The organism is Plantibacter sp. lyk4-40-MEA-4 (assembly GCF_030209415.1).
In the GTDB taxonomy this organism is placed as follows: Bacteria; Actinomycetota; Actinomycetes; order Actinomycetales; family Microbacteriaceae; genus Plantibacter; species Plantibacter flavus_A.
Map to the genome: position 1 here is coordinate 130,228 of NZ_JARVSA010000010.1, position 19,355 is coordinate 149,582.

Genomic DNA, 19,355 nt, shown 5'->3' on the forward strand with positions numbered 1-19,355 from the left:
GGAGGTCGTCATTCCCTCCCATGGCACGCGCCTGATCGGAGCGGATTGGGGAGGGGATGTGCGGGCGGCTTCTTCGCGAACCTACAATGTTCATGAACCATGGCGCATCTCGCGCGCACCGTGAACCTCATAATCCTACAGCTTCCTGTGGGTTGTGGGTGAGGACGGTGGATACCGCAGCCGTGGCCACCGCGAACCGAAGGATCGACCCGTGTCACACCACTCCAAGACCGCCGGTCGACCGACGCCGGCACCGTCCCTTCCCGACCGGGTGCGTGCCACCCGGTTCTGGCAGTGGTTGCCGACGACGATCGACAAGCGCGTGCGTGTCGTCGCCTGGCTCTCCTTCGCCTTCCAGCTCGTCCTCATCGGGACCGGGGGCGCCGTCCGCCTGACGGCCTCCGGGCTCGGATGCCCGACGTGGCCGCGCTGCACGGACGACTCCTTCGTCAACACGCCGGAGATGGGCATCCACGGGTTCATCGAGTTCGGCAACCGCCTCCTCACCTTCGTCCTCGCGGCCATCGTGATCGCCGCGTTCCTCGCGGTGATCCGTATGCGTCGGCAGCGCCCCGATCTCTTCCGGCTGACCCTGCTCCAGGGCCTGTCGATCCCCGCGCAGGCGGTCCTCGGCGGCATCACGGTCCTCACCGGGCTGAACCCGTACGTGGTCGGGCTGCACTTCGTCATCTCCATCGTCCTGGTCGCCCTCGCGACGATGCTCGTCCATCGGGTCCACCGCGGTCCCCGTGGCGCGGTGAAGGTCATGCCCGGCTGGTACCTCGGCGTCGTCCACCTGACGAGCCTCTTCGTCGCCGTCACCGTCGTGTTCGGCATCCTGACGACGGGCTCGGGCCCGCACGCCGGCGACAACTCGAAGGAGGTGCCGGCGCCGCGCAACGGGTTCGACCCCGAGTTCCTCCAGCACCTCCACAGCTGGCCCGCCTACGCGACGCTCGCCGGCACCATCGTGCTGCTCGTCGGCGTGATCGCCCTCGGCGCCCGCCGTGGGTCGCGCGGGGTGCGCACCGCGGTCTCCACTCTGCTGGCGGTCGAAGTGGTGCAGATCATCGTGGGGCTCACCCAGGCCCGCCTCGGACTCCCCGAGGTGCTCGTGGGGCTGCACATGGTGCTCGCCGGGTTGCTCGTCGCCGCGATGACCTGGGTCGTGCTGCAGCAGCGGATCCCGGTCCGGACCGCGTCACGCGTCGAGGAGTCGGCATCCCTCAGCGTCTCCCGCTGATGGCTCAGACGCTCTCCCGCTGAGGGCTCTGCGCGCCCGCTGACGACTCAGAGCATCCCGACCGCGGTCACCCGGACGACCGCGGTCCCGGTCTCGTCGGAGGCGTCGAGGTCGATGACGGCGCTGATCCCCCAGTCGTGGTCGCCGGCCGGATCGGCGAACACCTGACGCACCCGCCAGACACCGCCCGTGTCGCCCACGGGGCGCTCGTCCTCGTCGTCGACGACCAGCAGCGCCGGGCTCCGTGCTGCAGCACCGGTCGGGAGTTCCCCGTGCTCCTCGAAGTACGGATCCATGGCGTCGGCCCAGGCGTCGGCGTCGAATCCGGCCGACGCGTCGAGCTCGCCGAGCGCGTCGTAGTGCTCCAGCGATGCGAGCTGGACCCGGCGGAAGAGTTCGTTCCGGACGAGGACGGTGAACGCCCGGCGGTTGGCGAGGACGCTCCGTGGCGTGGGCGGGAGTGACCGACTCGCCTCCGCATGGCGTTCGGGGTCCGGGTGGGACAGTTCCTCCCACTCGTCGAGCAGACTCGAGTCGACCTGTCGGACGAGTTCGCCGAGCCACTCGATGAGGTCCTGGAGCTCCTCGTCCTTGAACTCGTCCGGCACGCTCTGTCGGATCGCCCGGAAGGCGTCGGAGAGGTACCGCAGAACGAGTCCCTCGGACCTCGAGAGACTGTAGAACGAGACGAACTCGCTGAAGTTCAGTGCACGCTCGATGAAGTCGCGCACGACCGCCTTCGGGCGGAGCTCGAGGTCGAGTGCCCACGGCTGCGCGGCGGTGTAGCTCGTGAACGCCGCTTCGAGGAGTTCGGCCAGCGGTCTCGGATGGGTGACCGCCTCGAGGAGCTCCATGCGCTGGTCGTACTCGATCCCCTCGGCCTTCATCGCCTGCACGGCCTCGCCTCTGGCGAGGTGTTGCTGGGCCATGACGATCTGGCGCGGATCGTCGAGCGTCGATTCGACCACCGAGATGACGTCGAGGGCGAAGCCTGGCTCCGCGGGGTCCAACAGCTCGAACGCGGCGAGGGCGAACGGTGACAGCGGAGCGTTGAGCGCGAAGTTCGGCTGCAGTTCGACCGTCAGGCCGATGACGACCTCACCCGTCTCGGGATCGATCGTCTGGGTGATCACCCCTGCCGTGCGGAGGGTGCGGTAGATCTCGAGCGCCCGCCTGGCCAGGGCGAAGCGTCTCGCCCGAGGCTCGTGGTTGTCGAAGACGAGGGAGCGGATGGTGCCGAAGCTGTCGCCGCCGCGCGCGATGACGCTGAGCATCATCGCGTGGGTGAGCTGCATGTGGCTGGTCAGCGTTTCAGGCTCGGCCGCGACGAGCCGCTGGAAGCTCGGCTCCCCCCAGGACACGAACCCCTCCGGCGCCTTCTTCCGGATGATCTTGCGGCGCTTCTTCGGGTCGTCGCCGGCCTTCTCGATGAGCTTGAGGTTCTCGGTCTCGTGCTCGGGAGCCTGGACGACGACGGTGCCCGCGGTGTCGTAGCCGGCCCGACCCGCACGACCGGCGATCTGATGGAACTCCCGGGCGTTCACCTGGCGCATCTTCGTGCCGTCGTACTTCGTGAGCGCCGTGAACAGGACCGTGCGGATCGGGACGTTGATCCCGACGCCGAGGGTGTCCGTCCCGCAGATGACGCGGAGGAGACCACGTTGGGCCAGCTGCTCCACGAGGCGTCGGTACTTCGGCAGCATGCCGGCGTGGTGCACGCCGATCCCGCTGCGGACGAGCCGGGACAGCGTCGTGCCGAACGCGGTGCTGAACCGGAAGTCGCCGATGGCGTCGGCGATCTCGTCGCGCTGCTCGCGGGTGACGACCTTGAGGCTGGTCAAGGCCTGTGCCCGCTCGAGCGCCGCCGCCTGCGCGAAGTGGACGATGTAGATCGGAGCCTGTCCCGTGTGGAGGAGGTCCTCCACGGTCTCGTGGATCGGCGTGGTCGCGTACGAGAAATGGAGCGGCACCGGTCGTTCGACGCCGGTCACGATGGCGGTCTCACGGCCGGTCCGGCGCTCGAGGTCGCGCGCGAGGTCGCCGACGTCGCCGAGGGTCGCGGACATGAGGACGAACTGCGTGTCCGGGAGGGTGAGCAGCGGCACCTGCCACGCCCACCCGCGGTCGGGGTCGGCGTAGAAGTGGAACTCGTCCATCACGACCTGGTCGATGCCGGCGTCCTCGCCGTGCCGGAGCGCCAGGTTGGCGACGATCTCCGCGGTGCAGCAGACGATCGGCGCGTCGGCATTCACCGAGGAGTCCCCGGTGACCATCCCGACGTTCTCAGCGCCGAACATCTCGACGAGTGCGAAGAACTTCTCGCTGACGAGCGCCTTGATCGGGGCCGTGTAGTAGCTGCGTCGACCGGAGCTCAGGGCCGCGAAGTGTGCGCCGGCGGCGACGAGGCTCTTGCCGGTGCCCGTCGGGGTGGAGAGGATGACGTTGGCGCCGTCGACGATGCCGATGAGCGCCTCCTCCTGCGCCGGGTACAGGCTGAGTCCGCCGGCCTCGGCCCAGGAGACGAACCGGTCGAAGACGATGTCGGGGCTCTCCCCCGTCGCAGCGATCAGCCGGCCGCGTTCCGCTGCGTCAGCCACCGGGTCAGAACGGGAGCAGCGGGTCGATGCCGACGGCGAGGAACAGGAGGGTCAGGTAGGTGATCGACCCGTGGAAGACGCGCATCGGCGAGACGTGCTCGTGACGGATCGCGAGGTTGTAGAGACGGTGGGTCTCGTAGACGAACCAGCCGCCGGACAGGAGGGCGACGGCGCTGTACAGCAGCCCCATGTCGGCCACCGGGATGAGCAGGAGCGAGCAGACGACCGTCGCCCACGCGTACAGGATGACCTGGAGGCCGACCTGCGCGCGACCGCGGACGACGGCGAGCATCGGCACGCCGACGGCCTGGTAGTCGCTGCGGTACTTCATGGACAGCGGCCAGTAGTGCGGCGGCGTCCAGAGGAACACGACCGCGAAGAGGATGATCGGTGCCCACGAGAGCGAACCGGTGACGGCGGCCCAGCCGATGACGACGGGGAAGCAGCCCGCGATCCCACCCCAGATGATGTTCTGCTGGGTGCGTCGCTTCAGCCACAGCGTGTACACGAAGACGTAGAAGAGGATCGCGCCGACGGACAGTGCGGCCGCGAGCCAGTTGGTGGTGGCGAGGAGCCAGACCGTCGAGACGACGCCGAGCGTCCACGCGAACACGAGCGCCTCGCGCGGCGTGAGCTCGCCGGTCACCAGGGGGCGCTTCTTCGTGCGGTCCATGACCGCGTCGATGTCGCGGTCGATGTAGCAGTTGAACGCCGCTGCGGAGCCGGCGCTCAAGGACCCGCCGATGACGGTCGCGATGACGAGCCACCAGTCGGGCAGACCGCCCTTCGCGAGGATCATGACGGGGATCGTCGTCACGAGGAGCAGCTCCATGACCCGCGGCTTGGTCAGGGCGATGTACGCCTTCGCCTTGCGTCGGAAACCGAGCTTGGGGCTCGACACACGTTCTGCTACAGCGACGTCCATTGCTCCTCTAACGTTCGGTTCACCACGCACTGCTCGCCCGGTGCGCGGTCCGCAGACGATTCTACGACACGCGCGGGCGGCTCCCTACTCACGGTGCGCAGGCGCACGGTCCCTCACCAGGTGACGCCCGTCGTGCAAGCGCTGCAACGATCCGTGACGTCGCGTGTTCGCGCTCGTCGAACATCGACCCTCGGCTGCAGGGGTTCGCTATGCTGGGAAATGCTCGCCAGCCACTGTGCACGCGTGCGCCCCCCTTCACCCAGTTCGAAGAGCGGTGTCGTGTGCTCGGACGCCGAAGACGACGTGGGCCGCGAACGCACAGAAGAAGGCTCGACCGCTCGTCGGCCTCCTGTTCCGATGAGAAGGGTCAGTATTCAGTGGCAGATCTGCAGTGGGAAAGCATTGACAGCAAAGCAGTCGACACGGCGCGCATCCTCGCCGCCGACGCGGTGGAGAAGGTCGGCAACGGCCACCCGGGAACGGCGATGAGTCTCGCCCCCGCCGCCTACCTGCTGTTCCAGAAGGTCATGCGACGCGATCCGAAGGACCAGGACTGGCTCGGACGCGACCGCTTCGTCCTCTCGGTCGGGCACAGCTCGCTGACCCAGTACGTCCAGCTCTACCTGGGCGGCTACGGGCTGGAACTCTCCGACCTCGAGGCGCTCCGCACCTGGGGCTCGCTCACGCCTGGTCACCCGGAGTACGGCCACACCGACGGCGTCGAGATCACCACCGGTCCGCTCGGCCAGGGGCTCGCCTCCGCCGTGGGCTTCGCGTACGCGTCCCGCTTCGAGCGTGGCCTGTTCGACCCCGAGGCCGAGGCCGGTACCAGCCCGTTCGACCACTTCGTCTACGTCATCGCCGGCGACGGCGACCTGCAGGAGGGCGTCACGAGTGAGGCGTCCTCGCTCGCCGGTCACCAGCAGCTCGGCAACCTCATCGCGATCTACGACTCCAACCAGATCTCGATCGAGGACGACACCAACATCGCCTTCACCGAGGACGTCAAGGCCCGTTACGAGGCCTACCACTGGCACGTCCAGGTCGTCGACTGGAAGAAGACCGGCGAGTACGTCGAGGACGTCCACGCGCTGAACGACGCGATCGAGGCGGCGAAGGCCGAGACCGACAAGCCGTCGCTCATCATCCTGAAGACCATCATCGGATGGCCGGCTCCCAAGAAGCAGAACTCCGGCAAGATCCACGGTTCGGCGCTGGGCGCCGAGGAGCTCGCGGCCGTCAAGGAGGTGCTCGGCTTCGACCCCGAGCAGAACTTCTTCGTCGCCGACGAGGTCATCGAGCACACCCGCAAGGCGATCGACCGCGGTGCCGAGGCACGTGCCGAGTGGCAGCTGACGTTCGACGCCTGGGCCGCGGCCAACCCGGAGCGCGCTGCGCTGCTCGAGCGTCTCGAGGCCGGCGAACTCCCCGAGGGTGTCGAGTCGGCGCTCCCCGTGTTCGAGGCCGGCAAGGACGTCTCGACCCGCGCCGCATCCGGCAAGGTGCTCAACGCCCTCGGCCCGGTCATCCCCGAGCTGTGGGGTGGTTCGGCCGACCTCGCCGAGTCGAACAACACGACGATCGAGGGCGGTGCGTCGTTCATCCCGAGCGAGCACTCCACCCACGAGTGGACCGGGAACCCCTACGGTCGTGTCCTGCACTTCGGCATCCGCGAGCACGCCATGGCCGCGATCCTCAACGGCATCGTCCTGCACGGCCCGACCCGCGCGTTCGGTGGCACCTTCCTCATCTTCAGCGACTACATGCGTCCGGCCGTCCGTCTCGCCGCGCTCATGAACGTGCCGTCCATCTTCGTGTGGACGCACGACTCCGTCGCCCTCGGCGAGGACGGCCCCACGCACCAGCCGATCGAGCAGCTCGCCTCGCTCCGTGCCATCCCGAACCTCGCCGTCGTGCGACCGGGTGACGCGAACGAGGTGGCCTACGCCTGGCTCGAGATCCTCAAGCGTCGCGGCGGCCCGACCGGCATCGCGCTGACCCGTCAGAACATCCCGGTGTTCGAGCGCGGCACGGGCGACGCCACCGGCGAGACCTTCGCTGCAGCGTCGAACGTCGCCAAGGGTGCGTACATCCTCGCCGAGGCGCCCGGCGGAACGCCGGACGTCATCCTCATCGCGACGGGCTCCGAGCTCCAGCTCGCCGTCGAGGCCCGCGAGGTCCTGCGCGGCGAGGGCGTCAACGCCCGCGTCGTCTCGGTGCCCGCACTCGAGTGGTTCGAGGAGCAGTCCGCCGAGTACCGCGAGTCCGTCCTCCCGAAGGCCGTCACCGCACGCGTCTCCGTCGAGGCGGGTCTCGGCCTGACCTGGAAGAGCATCGTCGGCGACGCCGGCCGGACCGTGTCGATCGAGCACTTCGGTGCGTCCGCCGACTACAAGACGCTGTTCCGTGAGTTCGGCATCACCACGGAGGCAGTCGTCTCCGCAGCACACGAGACGCTCGGCAAGTAGCCCGGGCGAAGGAGACAGAAGAACATGACTGAAACCCCAACCGCCCAGCTGTCCGCCGCCGGCGTCAGCATCTGGCTCGACGACCTCTCCCGCGGACGCATCCAGTCCGGTGGGCTGGAGCAGCTCATCGCCGACCGCAACGTCGTCGGTGTCACGACGAACCCGACGATCTTCGCGTCCGCGCTCAGCAACGGCGACGTCTACGCCGAGCAGGTCGCCCAGCTCGCCGCCGACGGCAAGGACGTCACCGAGGCGGTCTTCGAGATCACCACCGACGACGTGGCTGCTGCATCGAAGATCTTCCGTGGCGTCTACGACTCCTCGAACGGGTACGACGGCCGCGTGTCGATCGAGGTCGAGCCGGGCTTCGCGCACGACGCCGCCGCGACGATCGAGCAGGCCAAGCAGCTCTGGGCCAAGGTCAACCAGCCCAACGCGATGATCAAGATCCCCGCGACGGTCGAGGGCCTCGAGGCCATCACCGCCGTCATCGGCGCCGGCATCAGCGTCAACGTCACGTTGATCTTCAGCCTCACCCGCTACCGCGAGGTCATCAACGCGTTCCTCACCGGTCTCGAGCAGGCGAAGGCCGCGGGCCACGACCTCTCGACGATCCACTCGGTCGCCTCGTTCTTCGTGTCGCGGGTCGACACCGAGATCGACAAGCGTCTCGACGCGATCGGCAGCCCCGAGGCGACCGCGCTGAAGAGCAAGGCCGGCGTCGCGAACGCCCAGCTCGCCTACCAGGTCTTCGAGCAGGAGTTCGCGAGCGAGCGTGCCACCGCGCTCCTCGAGGCCGGCGCCAACAAGCAGCGTCCGCTCTGGGCCTCGACGGGCGTCAAGTCCGCCGACCTCCCCGACACGCTCTACGTGACCGAGCTCGTCGCCGACGGCGTGGTCAACACCATGCCGGAGAAGACCCTCGAGGCGACCTTCGACCACGGCGTCATCACCGGCGACACCGTCACCGGCTCTTACGCGGCTGCGAACGAGGTCCTCGACGCCATCGCCGCACTCGGCGTGTCCTACGACGAGGTGACGGCGCTGCTCGAGCGTGAGGGCGTCGAGAAGTTCATCGTGTCCTGGGACGAGCTGCTCGAGACCGTGAAGACGGCTTTGGAGGCCTCCAAGTGAGCTTCAAGATCCGCGTGAGCGGCGCGGCGGAGGCCGCTGTCGCATCGGTGGTCCCGACCCTCGTCAGCGACCTCGTCGCGTCGCGCATCACGGACCAGGACCCCACGCTGTGGGGTCCTGCGGCCGAGGCCGAGGCGTCCAAGCGCCTCGGCTGGGTCCAGGCGGTCTCCATCTCCCGCCCGCTGGTCGAGCCGATCCTCGCGCTCCGTGAGCAGTTCAACGACGAGGGCATCGACCACATCGTGCTCGCGGGCATGGGCGGTTCCTCGCTCGCACCCGAGGTCATCACGAACACGCTGGGCGGCAACCTGACCGTCCTCGACTCGACCGCTCCCGGTCAGGTCCTCGCGGCCCTGGCGGACCGCCTCGAGACCTCGGTGCTCGTCGTCTCCTCGAAGTCCGGCTCCACGGTCGAGACCGACAGCCAGCGCCGTGCCTACGAGGCCGCGTTCACGGCTGCGGGGATCGACCCCGCCGGCCGCATCGTGATCGTCACCGACCCGGGCTCCCCGCTCGAGGCGGCGGCGAACGAGGCCGGCTACCGGGTCTTCAACGCCGACCCCAACGTCGGCGGTCGCTACAGTGCGCTCACCGCCTTCGGTCTCGTGCCGTCCGGTCTGGCCGGTGTCGACATCGGCGCGCTGCTCGACGAGGCCGACGCGGTACTCGGTGAACTCGCGATCGACGACGCTTCGAACCCGGGTCTCATCCTGGGCGCGGCGATCGGCGGCACCGTTCCGCTGCGCGACAAGGTCGGTCTCATCACCGACGGGACGCACATCGTCGGATTCCCGGACTGGGCCGAACAGCTCATCGCCGAATCGACCGGCAAGTCCGGTCGCGGTCTGCTGCCCGTCGTGCTCAACCCGCTCGCTCCCGAGCTCGAGTCGAAGCCGGCCGACCTCCAGATCGTCCGCATCGTCGACGACGCCCACGAGTTCCACCTGCTGCGCCACGACCGCCACGAGGGCGAGATCCTCGTCAGCGGCAGCCTCGGCGCGATGATGCTGGTGTGGGAGTACGCGACCGTCGTCGCCGGGCGCCTCATCGGCATCGACCCGTTCGACCAGCCGGACGTCGAGTCCGCGAAGGTCGCCACCCGTGGGCTGCTCGACAACCGTCCGGAGCCCGAGGCACCCGCCTTCGTCGCCGACGGTGTCGAGGTCCGCGGCTCTGCCGGTCTGCTCGACGGCGTGACCACCCTGTCCGGCGCCGTCGAGGCACTGCTCGCGCAGCTGCCCTCCGACGGGTACGTCGCGATCCAGGGCTACGTCGACCGTCTCGCCTCCCCGCAGCTCGAGAGCATCCGCGACCTCGTCGCGGCGAAGGCGGCACGACCCACGACCTTCGGGTGGGGTCCCCGCTTCCTGCACTCGACGGGTCAGTACCACAAGGGCGGCCCCGCGAACGGCGTGTTCCTGCAGATCACCGAGACGGCCCCCGTCGACCTGGAGATCCCCGAGCGCCCGTTCACCTTCGGCCAGCTCATCGAGGCCCAGGCGGGCGGCGACGCCCGCGTCCTCGCCGAGCACGGTCGTCCGGTCCTCACGCTGACGCTCACGTCGCCGGATCAGAACATCGTCACCCTCTTCGACGCCGTCAACGACTAGCGCGTCACTGCACAAGGAGCTTCATGTCCCCGGTGGAAATCACCCCGGAGTCCAACCCGCTGCGGGTGGACACCGACCGACGCCTCAATCGGATCGCCGGTCCGAGCGGCCTCATCATCTTCGGCGTGACAGGTGACCTGTCCCGCAAGAAGCTGATGCCGGCCGTGTACGACCTGGCGAACCGGGGCCTCCTGCCCCCTGGCTTCTCACTCGTCGGGTTCGCCCGACGGGACTGGGAGGACCAGGACTTCATGGAGGTCGTCCACGAATCAGTCAAGCAGTACGCCCGGACCGAGTTCCGCGAGGACGTCTGGAACCAGCTCGCCCAGGGCATCCGGTTCGTCCCCGGTGAATTCGGTGACGACGCGGCGTTCGAGAAGCTGAAAGAGACCATCGAGGAGCTCGATGCGGATCGCGGGACGATGGGCAACCACGCGTTCTACCTCTCGATCCCGCCGAAGGCCTTCCCGCAGGTCACCGAGCAGCTCCGTCGCTCGGGACTCGCGGAGCCCGCTGACGGTCAGTGGCGCCGGGTGGTCATCGAGAAGCCGTTCGGCAGCGACCTCAAGACGGCTCGCGAGCTGAACGACATCGTGCAGTCGGTCTTCCCGTCGGACTCGATCTTCCGGATCGACCACTATCTCGGCAAGGAGACCGTCCAGAACATCCTGGCGCTCCGGTTCGCGAACCAGCTGTACGAGCCCATCTGGAACGCCAATTACGTCGACCACGTGCAGATCACCATGGCCGAGGACATCGGCGTCGGCGGTCGTGCCGGGTACTACGACGGCATCGGAGCGGCGCGCGACGTCATCCAGAACCACTTGCTGCAGCTCCTCGCCCTCACGGCGATGGAGGAGCCGATCTCCTTCAACGCGGCAGATTTGCGCGCGGAGAAGGAGAAGGTCCTCGCGGCCGTCCGCCTCCCCGACGACCTCGGGGCCGCGACGGCCCGTGGGCAGTACGCCGGCGGTTGGCAGGGTGGCGAGCATGTGCTGGGCTTCCTCGACGAGGACGGGATGAACCCGGAGTCGACGACCGAGACCTACGCGGCGATGCGGCTCGACATCAACACGCGCCGGTGGGCCGGTGTGCCGTTCTACCTGCGTGCCGGGAAGCGCCTCGGACGCCGCGTCACCGAGATCGCGGTCGTGTTCAAGCGTGCTCCGCAGTACCTGTTCGCGGAGAGCCAGACCTCGGCGCTCGGCCAGAACGCCTTGGTCATCCGGGTCCAGCCCGACGAGGGTGTCACCATCCGCTTCGGTTCGAAGGTCCCGGGTGCGGGCACCCAGGTCCGCGACGTCACGATGGACTTCGGCTACGGCCACGCCTTCACCGAGGCGAGTCCCGAGGCGTATGAACGTCTCATCCTCGACGTCCTGCTGGGCGACCCGCCCCTCTTCCCCCGTCACGAGGAGGTCGAGCTCTCCTGGAAGATCCTCGACCCGATCGAGGAGTACTGGGCCGCTCAGGACACGCCGCTCGAGCAGTACGCTCCCGGCACCTGGGGCCCGTCCTCGGCCGATGACCTCATGAACCGCGACGGACGCACCTGGAGACGACCATGATCGTAGACCTGCCAGACACGACCACGAGCAAACTCTCGAAGGCGCTCGTGACCATCCGCGAGGACGGCGGCGCCGTCGCCCTGGGCCGCGTGCTCACTCTGGTGATCTCGACGCGGCTCGGAGCCGAGGAGGAGGCCATCGAGGCCGCCAACGAGGCCTCCCGCGAGCACCCCATGCGGGTCATCGTCCTCTCCACGGAGCACGACGACCAGCACTCCTCCATCGGAGACCGGCTCGATGCCCAGATCCGCGTCGGCGGCGACGCCGGAGCGAGCGAGGTGGTCATCCTGCGCGCCTACGGTGCGGTCGCCGAGAACGAGGAGAGCCTCGTGACCGGTCTGCTCCTGCCCGACGCGCCCGTGGTCGCCTGGTGGCCGGGAGAGGCGCCGGAACGCGTCTCGACGTCACCGATCGGCCGCATCGCCCAGCGTCGTATCACCGACGCGTCCGCGGCGGCGGACACCCACGCCGCCCTCCGCGGTCGCGCGGCGAACTACGCCCCCGGAGACACGGACTTCGCATGGACCAGGCTCACGCTCTGGCGTGCACAGCTCGCGGCGGTGCTCGACCAGCCGCCGTACGAGCCCGTCACGGCGATCGAGGTGTCCGGAGCATCGGACTCCCCGTCGACCGAGCTGCTCGCCGCCTGGCTCCAGCTGCAGTTGCAGGTCGACGTGACCCACGAGCTCAGCATGGCGCACGGGTCGAGCGGCATCCACGGTGTCCGCCTCACGCGGGCGTCCGGCAACGTCGTCCTCGAGCGACCCGTTCCCGACATCGCGACCCTGATCCAGCCCGGACAGCCGACGCACGACCTCTCGCTCCCCCGTCGCAGTCTGCGCGACTGCCTCGCCGAGGAGCTGCGCACGCTCGACCCGGACGTCCTGTACGGACAGGTCATCACCGTGGGCCTCCCCGGCCTCGGCGAGCCGGTCACGCTCCGCGCTCGGACCAGCTGATGCCGACCGAGCGACGCGTCCTCGTCTACCAGGACCGCGACCAACTGACGACCTCGGTCGCCAAGCGGTTCCTCTCCCGAACCCGCGAACTGCTCGAGTCGCAGGAGACGGTCCACGTCGTCCTGACCGGCGGGACCGTCGGCACGGGCACGCTCGCCGCCGTGGCCGCGTCGAAGGACCGCGACCGGGTGGACTGGTCCCGGGTGCACCTCTGGTGGGGGGATGAGCGCTGGGTCGCTCGGGACGACGCCGATCGGAACGAGTTGCAGGCACGCGAGGCATTGCTGGAGACCCTGCTGGCGCTTCCGGAGCGTGGCCTCGTCGCCGAACACGTGCACGGATACCCGGCGCCGGAGGACGGCATCGATCTCGACGCTGCCGCGGTGCGGTACGCGGACGAGCTCCGTCGATTCGCGCGACCCGGCGAGGACCACCCCCGGTTCGACATCACGTTCCTGGGTGTCGGTCCCGACGGTCACGTCGCGTCGCTCTTCCCGGAGCGGGCCGAGGTCTCGGTCACCGACACCTCGGTCGTGCCGGTGCGGAACTCCCCCAAGCCGCCGTCGGAACGACTCAGCCTGACCCGGCCGGCCATCAACTCCTCCGTGCGGGTCTGGCTCGTCCTCGCCGGTACCGACAAGGCGTCTGCACTCGGCCTCGCCCTCGCGGGTGCCAGCTACAACGAGGTCCCCGCCGCCGGGGCCAAGGGACGCAAACGGACGGTGTTCTTCGTCGACCAGGATGCGGCCGCCGAGGTCCCGGATTCGTTGATCCTCCCGGAGTACTAGCGGGAGGCCGGTCGCCCAGCCGGTGCCAGCATGCGGAAAGGCCGTTCCCCGAGGGGAACGGCCTTTCCGCATATGTGGTGCTGTCCGGCTACTTCGCTGCCGTACCGCGGCGTGCACGGAGCTGCTGGAGTGCTTCTTCGAGCAGCTGCTCGGCTTCTTCCTCCGTGCGCCGTTCCTTCACGTAGGCGAGGTGGGTCTTGTACGGCTCGAGCTTCGCGACCTCCGGCGGGTTCGCCTTGTCGCGACCGGCAGGCAGACCGGACGTCGGGCAGTCGATCGTCTCGGGGATCTCCTCGTCGGGGACGTTCGCCGCGAAGTGGCGGACCGTCTCGTTGCCGAGGGCGTCCCAGTAGGAGATGGCGATGCGGTCCGCGTGGTAGCCGTGGTCCTGCTCGCCCATGGGACCGGCGCCGACGCGTGATCCCCTGATAGCGCTTCCGCCTGATGCCATGGTGTTTCCTCTTTCTCGTACTGTCGAGAGTGGTTCGGGTGTGGTGCGTCGAGTTGCGTCCCCGGGATCGGGGCTTCGCGGCCGGTCTAGGCGGCGGCGAACTTCGTCAGGAGCCCGATCACGACGATGCAGGCGCCCCAGGTCAGGCCGAGGATGACGGTGAAGCGGTTGAGGTTGCGCTCGGCGACCCCTGACGAACCGAGGTTGCTGGAGGAGCCGCCGCCGAACATGTCGGACAGGCCGCCGCCGCGGCCCTTGTGCAGCAGGATCAGGAAGGTGAGCAGGAGGCTGGTGATGCCGAGCAGCACCTGCAGGATGACCTGGAGAATCTCCACGTGAGACCTTTCGCATTCGCGTTCAGAGGGGCTGAACCGCCGTCCAGTATACCTCGACGGTTCAGCGGAGACGGCTCGGCCCGCGGCTGGTGCCGCGGGCCGAGCCGTGTCGGTAGTGCTGGTGCAGCAGGTCGGTCAGAGTCCGACGTGCTGCGAGAAGCGGGCGATCCCGGCGAACTCGTCGGCGAGCAGGCTCGCACCGCCGACGAGGGCACCGTCGACGTCGGGTTCGCGCATGAAGCCGGCGATGTTCGAGGCCTTCACCGAACCGCCGTAGAGGATCCGCGTGCGCTGCGCCGCCTCATCGCCGAGGACCTCGGCGAGCGTGCTGCGGAGAGCGGCTGCGACCTGCTGCGCCTGGTCGGGCGTCGCCGCCTGACCGGAACCGATGGCCCACACCGGCTCGTAGGCGACGACGATGTCCGCGTCCGGTGCGAGTCCGTCGATGGCGGCCTTGAGCTGCGCCACGGGGACGGCCGACGGGCCGTGTTCCTCGAGGTCTTCGGCGGTCTCACCGATGCAGATGACGGGGACGAGGCCGTGTCGCACGGCTGCGGCCGTCTTCGCCTGGACGACCTCGTCGGTCTCGTTGTGCAGGGTGCGGCGCTCGGAGTGTCCGACGAGCACGTAGCGGCAGTCGAGCTTCGCGAGGAACGCTCCGGAGATCTCACCGGTGTAGGCGCCGGCGTCGTGCTGCGACAGGTCCTGCGCGCCGTAGGCCAGCTTGAGCTTGTCGGCGGCGACGATCGTCTGGACCGAGCGGAGGTCGGTGAACGGCGGGAAGATGGCCACCTCGGCGTCGGCGTAGTCGTGCTTGCCGTCCTTGAGTGTCCAATCGAGCTTCTGGACGAGGGCGATCGCCTGGAGGTGGTCCAGGTTGAGCTTCCAGTTGCCGGCGATCAGGGGCACACGCGTGCGCCCGGGGGTTACTGCTGCCATCCGAGGACCTCCAGTCCAGGCAGACGCTTGCCCTCGAGGAACTCGAGGCTGGCGCCGCCACCAGTTGAGATGTGACCGAACTGGTCATCATCGAAGCCGAGCGCACGAACCGCTGCGGCCGAGTCACCGCCACCGACGACGCTCAGGCCGTCCGTGCGGGTGAGTGCTTCAGCGACCGCGCGCGTACCGGCGGCGAAGGGCGCGAGTTCGAACACGCCCATCGGGCCGTTCCAGAACACCGTCTTGGACGCGGCGACGATCTCGGCGAACGCTGCAGCCGTGTCCGGTCCGATGTCGAGTCCGAGCCCTGAGGCACCGAACGGGGTGTCCTCGATGGCGTCGGCCGGGCGCACGACGTGCTCGGCGTCGGCGCCGAACGCCGAGGCGACGACGACGTCGGTCGGCAGGACAATCGTCACGCCGAGCTCGTCGGCCTTCGCGAGGTACCCGCGGACGGTCTCGATCTGGTCCGCTTCGAGCAGGCTCGAACCGACGGCGTGCCCCTGGGCGGCGAGGAAGGTGAACAGCATGCCACCGCCGATGAGCAGCGAGTCGACGCGCGGCAGCAGGTGGCCGATGACGCCCAGTTTGTCGGACACCTTCGAGCCGCCGAGGACGACCGTGTAGGGGCGCTCCGGGGTCTCGGTGAGACGGTCGAGGACCTCGAGCTCGGCGGCGATGAGCAGTCCGGCAGCGCTCGGGAGCAGCTTGGCGAGCTCGTACACGCTCGCCTGCTTCCGATGGACGACACCGAAACCGTCGGAGACGACGACGTCGCCGAAGGCGGCGAGCTTGGCGGCGAACGCCTCGCGTTCGCCGGCGTCCTTGCTGGTCTCGGCGGAGTTGAAGCGCAGGTTCTCGAGCAGCACGACGTCGCCGTCGGTCTGTGCGGCGACGGCGTCGGTGGCGGCACTGCCGACGGTGTCGGCGGCGAATGTCACGGGCTTGCCGAGGAGTTCGGACAACCGCTGCGCGACGGGCGCGAGGCTGTACTTCGCGTCGGGTGTACCGTCGGGCCGGCCGAGGTGCGAGACGATGACGACGCGCGCACCCTGGTTGATGAGCGCGTTGAGGGTGGGGAGTGCCGCGCGGATGCGGCCGTCGTCGGTGATGACGCCGTCCTTCAGTGGGACGTTGAGGTCGAGGCGGACGACGGCTCGGCGGCCGCTGAGGTCGCCCAGCGAGTCGAGGGTGCGGAGGGTCATGAGGAGGGTCTTTCTCTGCGCTGAGCCATGACCACCGACGAAGCCGAACGGGCGCCCTGAAGATGATTCAGGACGCCCGTTCGGACCATGCGGTGTCTGGCTGCTCGGGTGAGGAGTGCGGCAGACAGCCGGTTGGTTAGAGGCGGTCCGCGACGTACTCGGTGAGGTCGACGAGGCGGTTCGAGTAGCCCCACTCGTTGTCGTACCACGAGGCGACCTTGACCTGCGAGCCGATGACCTTGGTGAGGCCGGCGTCGAAGATCGAGGAGTGCGGGTCGGTCACGATGTCGCTCGAGACGATCGGGTCCTCGGTGTACTTGAGGATGCCCTTGAGGGGGCCCTCGGCGGCGGCCTTGTACGCGGCGTTGATCTCCTCGACCGTGGCCGGGTTGGTCAGCTCGACCGTGAGGTCGGTGATCGAACCGGTCGGGACCGGGACGCGCAGGGCGTAGCCGTCGAGCTTGCCGACGAGCTCCGGGATGACCAGGCCGAGTGCCTTGGCTGCACCGGTGGAGGTCGGGATGATGTTGACGGCGGCGGCGCGTGCACGACGGAGGTCGCTGTGCGGGCCGTCCTGCAGGTTCTGGTCGGCGGTGTAGGCGTGGACCGTGGTCATGAGGCCACGCTCGATGCCGAAGTTGTCGAGCAGGACCTTGGCGAGCGGCGCGAGGCAGTTCGTCGTGCAGGACGCGTTCGAGATGATGTCGTGCGTCGCGGCGTCGTAGGTGCCCTCGTTGACGCCGAGGACGATCGTGGCGACGTCGCTGCCCGTGGCGGGAGCCGACACGAGGACCTTCTTGGCGCCGGCGGTGATGTGCTTGCGGGCGTCGTCGGACTTCGTGAAGCGACCGGTCGACTCGATGACGATGTCGACGCCGAGCTCGCCCCAGGGGAGGTCGGCGGGGTCGCGCTCCGCGAGCACGATGATGGGCTTGCCGTTGACGATGATCTTGTCGCCGTCGAGCTCGACCGTGGCGTCCAGACGACCCGTGATGGAGTCGTACTTCAGGAGGTGGGCGAGCGCCTTGTTGTCGGTGAGGTCGTTGACAGCGACGATCTCGAGGTCGCTGCCCTTGGCGAGGGCGGCGCGGAAGAAGTTGCGGCCGATGCGGCCGAAGCCGTTGATGCCGATCTTGACGGACACAGATGACTCCTGATACTGAGGCGCCAGACGGCGCGATTGTACGGTCTGCTCGGAGTGAGCGCCCTCCCCGAGTGAGGAGGAAGGTGGTCCGTCCCGGCCCGTGGGACCGGGACGGACCGGTCAACTACGACAGTACCAGCAGGCCGTTGGTCTGCTTGCGCGCGACCTCGAAGCGTGCCTGGACGTCGGCCCAGTTGACGATGTTCCAGAACGCCTTGACGTAGTCGGCGCGGACGTTCTTGTAGTCGAGGTAGTAGGCGTGCTCCCAGACGTCGAGCAGCAGCAGCGGGACGGTACCGGCGGGGAAGTTGCCCTGCTGGTCGAAGAACTGCTGGATGTTGATGCGCTGACCGAGGGTGTCCCAGGTGAGCGCGGCCCACCCGGAGCCCTGCACGCCGAGCGCCGCGGCGGTGAAGTGCGCTTGGAACTTGTCGAAGCTGCCGAAGTACTCGTCGACGGCCGACTCGAGCTCGCCGGTCGGCTTGTCGCCGCCGTCCGGGGAGAGGTTGTTCCACCAGATGGTGTGGTTGACGTGACCGCCGAGGTTGAACGCGAGGTCCTTCTCGAGCTTGTTGACGTTCGTGAAGTCGTTGGCGTCGCGGGCCTCAGCGAGCTTCTCGAGGGCCGTGTTCGCGCCGGCCACGTAGGTGGCGTGGTGCTTGTCGTGGTGGAGCTCGGTGATGGTCGCACTGATGTGCGGCTCGAGCGCACTGTAGTCGTACGGCAATTCGGGCAGTGAGTAAACAGCCATTCTTCGTGATCTCCTCGTGTTGTCCCGTGCGCTGTCTGCACACGGCTCTGAGCGTCATCACCCAGTCTAGTGAGCGGCAACCGTCGGGAGTCGGGGCTTGTTCCCAGCATGACGAACCGCGACGATGGCGGGTCGGCGAGGATTCGCGAGCTGGTTCAGTCCTCGTAATCCGCCGGGAGGTTGGCGTCGGTGCCCGGGATGCCGAGATCGCTCGCGTGCTTGTCCGCCATGGCGAGCAGGCGCCGGATGCGGCCGGCGATGGCGTCCTTCGTCATAGGAGGGTCGGCGAAGTGGCCCAGTTCGTCGAGGCTGGCCTCACGGTGGTCGAGGCGCAAGGCCCCGGCGTACTGCAGGTGGTCGGGGACGTCGTCGCCCAGGATCTCGAGGGCGCGCTCGACGCGCGCGCAGGCCGCCACAGCCGCCTGGGCGGAGCGGCGAAGGTTGGCGTCGTCGAAGTTGACGAGGCGGTTCGCGGTCGCCCGGACCTCCTTGCGCTGCCGCATCTCCTCCCAGGAGGTGACCGTGCCGGTGGCACCCATGAGCGACAGCATGCCGCTGATCGCGTCGCCCTCGCGGATGACGACCCGGTGGATGCCGCGGACCTCCCGCGCCTTCGCGGAGACACCGATGCGGCCGGCGGCACCGACGAGCGCCATTGCGGACTCGTTGCCGGGGCACACGACGTCGAGCGACGCAGATCGGCCGGGGTCGGTGAGGGACCCGGTGGCGAGGAACGCCCCCCGCCAGACGGCGGCGAGTTCGTCGCGCGACCCGGTGGTCAGCCGGTTCGGCAGCCCGCGGACCGCACGCCGACGGGCGTCGAGGAGTCCGGTCTGTCGGGCGAGGGTCTCGCCTCCCTCGATGACACGCACCACGAACAGGCTCGGTTTGCCCGAGCTGCCGGGGTTCTGCACCAGGATCTCGCTGCGGATCCCGTAGAGCTCGCCGATGTCGCGACGCACCCGCTGGGCGAGGGTCGGACTGTCGAGTTCGGCTTCGATCGCCACGCGTCCGGAGATCGTGTGGAGTCCGCCGGAGAAGCGGAGCAGGGACGCGAGCTCGGCCGCTCGGACCGAGTTGCGGGTCTCGCGGACGAGCGCCAGTTCGTTCTTGACGTCGGCGGTGAGGGCCACGGTGGTTCCTATCTGTCGTGATCGCGCCGTCGGAGTGCGGCGACGATCCTGCATGTTCGCGATCCGGAGGCGTGGTGCCTCGGACCGTTCGGGCTCCGCCGCGGC

At 68.7% G+C, this 19,355-nt stretch carries 16 protein-coding genes; 7 read left to right on the forward strand and 9 right to left on the reverse strand.

Annotated elements, in window-relative coordinates; translation table 11 throughout:
- The first annotated feature begins 271 nt into the window (after positions 1-271).
- The gene (locus QRN44_RS16555) at positions 272-1,243 is read left to right on the forward strand and encodes a COX15/CtaA family protein (RefSeq protein WP_121291065.1); all 972 of its coding nucleotides are present in this window, start codon (positions 272-274) and stop codon (positions 1,241-1,243) included.
- Between the two features lie 47 nt (positions 1,244-1,290).
- Here the strand turns inward: QRN44_RS16555 and QRN44_RS16560 are convergent, their stop codons facing one another.
- Both QRN44_RS16560 and QRN44_RS16565 read right to left on the reverse strand, forming a co-directional pair.
- The gene (locus QRN44_RS16560) at positions 1,291-3,840 is read right to left on the reverse strand and encodes a DEAD/DEAH box helicase (protein ID WP_079002529.1); all 2,550 of its coding nucleotides are present in this window, start codon (positions 3,838-3,840) and stop codon (positions 1,291-1,293) included.
- A 4-nt stretch (positions 3,841-3,844) separates the two neighbouring features.
- Positions 3,845-4,765: a heme o synthase gene (locus QRN44_RS16565; RefSeq protein WP_064296933.1), complete on the reverse strand. Its 921-nt coding sequence runs from the start codon at positions 4,763-4,765 to the stop codon at positions 3,845-3,847.
- Between the two features lie 377 nt (positions 4,766-5,142).
- Between QRN44_RS16565 and tkt the strand changes: the two genes are divergently transcribed.
- The 6 genes from tkt to pgl are packed head-to-tail and all read left to right on the forward strand — an operon-like array spanning position 5,143 to position 13,292.
- Positions 5,143-7,233 carry a transketolase gene (gene tkt, locus QRN44_RS16570; RefSeq protein ID WP_121290633.1) on the forward strand — a complete coding sequence of 697 codons (2,091 nt, stop codon included), beginning with the start codon at positions 5,143-5,145 and terminating at the stop codon, positions 7,231-7,233.
- Between the two features lie 24 nt (positions 7,234-7,257).
- Entirely contained in the window at positions 7,258-8,367 is a 1,110-nt protein-coding gene (gene tal / locus QRN44_RS16575) for a transaldolase (RefSeq protein ID WP_121290634.1), read from the forward strand.
- Positions 8,364-9,977: a phosphoglucose isomerase-related protein gene (locus QRN44_RS16580; protein ID WP_064296930.1), complete on the forward strand. Its 1,614-nt coding sequence runs from the start codon at positions 8,364-8,366 to the stop codon at positions 9,975-9,977. Before tal ends, QRN44_RS16580 begins: the two co-directional genes overlap by 4 nt.
- A gap of 23 nt (positions 9,978-10,000) precedes the next feature.
- Complete coding sequence (gene zwf / locus QRN44_RS16585; protein WP_064296929.1) at positions 10,001-11,545, forward strand: glucose-6-phosphate dehydrogenase; 1,545 nt, start codon at positions 10,001-10,003, stop codon at positions 11,543-11,545.
- Positions 11,542-12,504, forward strand: a complete 963-nt coding sequence (locus QRN44_RS16590) for a glucose-6-phosphate dehydrogenase assembly protein OpcA (protein ID WP_079705959.1) — start codon at positions 11,542-11,544, stop codon at positions 12,502-12,504. The genes zwf and QRN44_RS16590 overlap by 4 nt, the downstream gene beginning before the upstream one ends.
- Positions 12,504-13,292, forward strand: a complete 789-nt coding sequence (gene pgl / locus QRN44_RS16595; RefSeq protein ID WP_079705958.1) for a 6-phosphogluconolactonase — start codon at positions 12,504-12,506, stop codon at positions 13,290-13,292. Before QRN44_RS16590 ends, pgl begins: the two co-directional genes overlap by 1 nt.
- An 88-nt stretch (positions 13,293-13,380) precedes the next feature.
- Here the strand turns inward: pgl and QRN44_RS16600 are convergent, their stop codons facing one another.
- The 7 genes from QRN44_RS16600 to whiA all read right to left on the reverse strand — a co-directional run bounded on the left by QRN44_RS16600 (position 13,381) and on the right by whiA (position 19,250).
- Positions 13,381-13,743 (reverse strand): RNA polymerase-binding protein RbpA, encoded by a 363-nt coding sequence (locus tag QRN44_RS16600; RefSeq protein ID WP_064296926.1) that lies wholly within the window; start codon positions 13,741-13,743, stop codon positions 13,381-13,383.
- 86 nt (positions 13,744-13,829) lie between these two features.
- Positions 13,830-14,078 (reverse strand): preprotein translocase subunit SecG, encoded by a 249-nt coding sequence (gene secG, locus QRN44_RS16605; protein WP_056005661.1) that lies wholly within the window; start codon positions 14,076-14,078, stop codon positions 13,830-13,832.
- A 135-nt stretch (positions 14,079-14,213) separates the two neighbouring features.
- Positions 14,214-15,017: a triose-phosphate isomerase gene (gene tpiA / locus QRN44_RS16610; protein WP_064296925.1), complete on the reverse strand. Its 804-nt coding sequence runs from the start codon at positions 15,015-15,017 to the stop codon at positions 14,214-14,216.
- Positions 15,005-16,222, reverse strand: a complete 1,218-nt coding sequence (locus QRN44_RS16615) for a phosphoglycerate kinase (RefSeq protein ID WP_079705956.1) — start codon at positions 16,220-16,222, stop codon at positions 15,005-15,007. Before QRN44_RS16615 ends, tpiA begins: the two co-directional genes overlap by 13 nt.
- A gap of 136 nt (positions 16,223-16,358) precedes the next feature.
- Complete coding sequence (gene gap, locus QRN44_RS16620) at positions 16,359-17,366, reverse strand: type I glyceraldehyde-3-phosphate dehydrogenase (protein ID WP_064296923.1); 1,008 nt, start codon at positions 17,364-17,366, stop codon at positions 16,359-16,361.
- A 124-nt stretch (positions 17,367-17,490) separates the two neighbouring features.
- On the reverse strand, positions 17,491-18,117 hold the full coding sequence (locus tag QRN44_RS16625; protein ID WP_064296922.1) for a superoxide dismutase: 627 nt from the start codon (positions 18,115-18,117) through the stop codon (positions 17,491-17,493).
- 155 nt (positions 18,118-18,272) lie between these two features.
- Positions 18,273-19,250 (reverse strand): DNA-binding protein WhiA, encoded by a 978-nt coding sequence (gene whiA, locus QRN44_RS16630; protein WP_285039667.1) that lies wholly within the window; start codon positions 19,248-19,250, stop codon positions 18,273-18,275.
- Positions 19,251-19,355 lie beyond the last annotated feature (105 nt).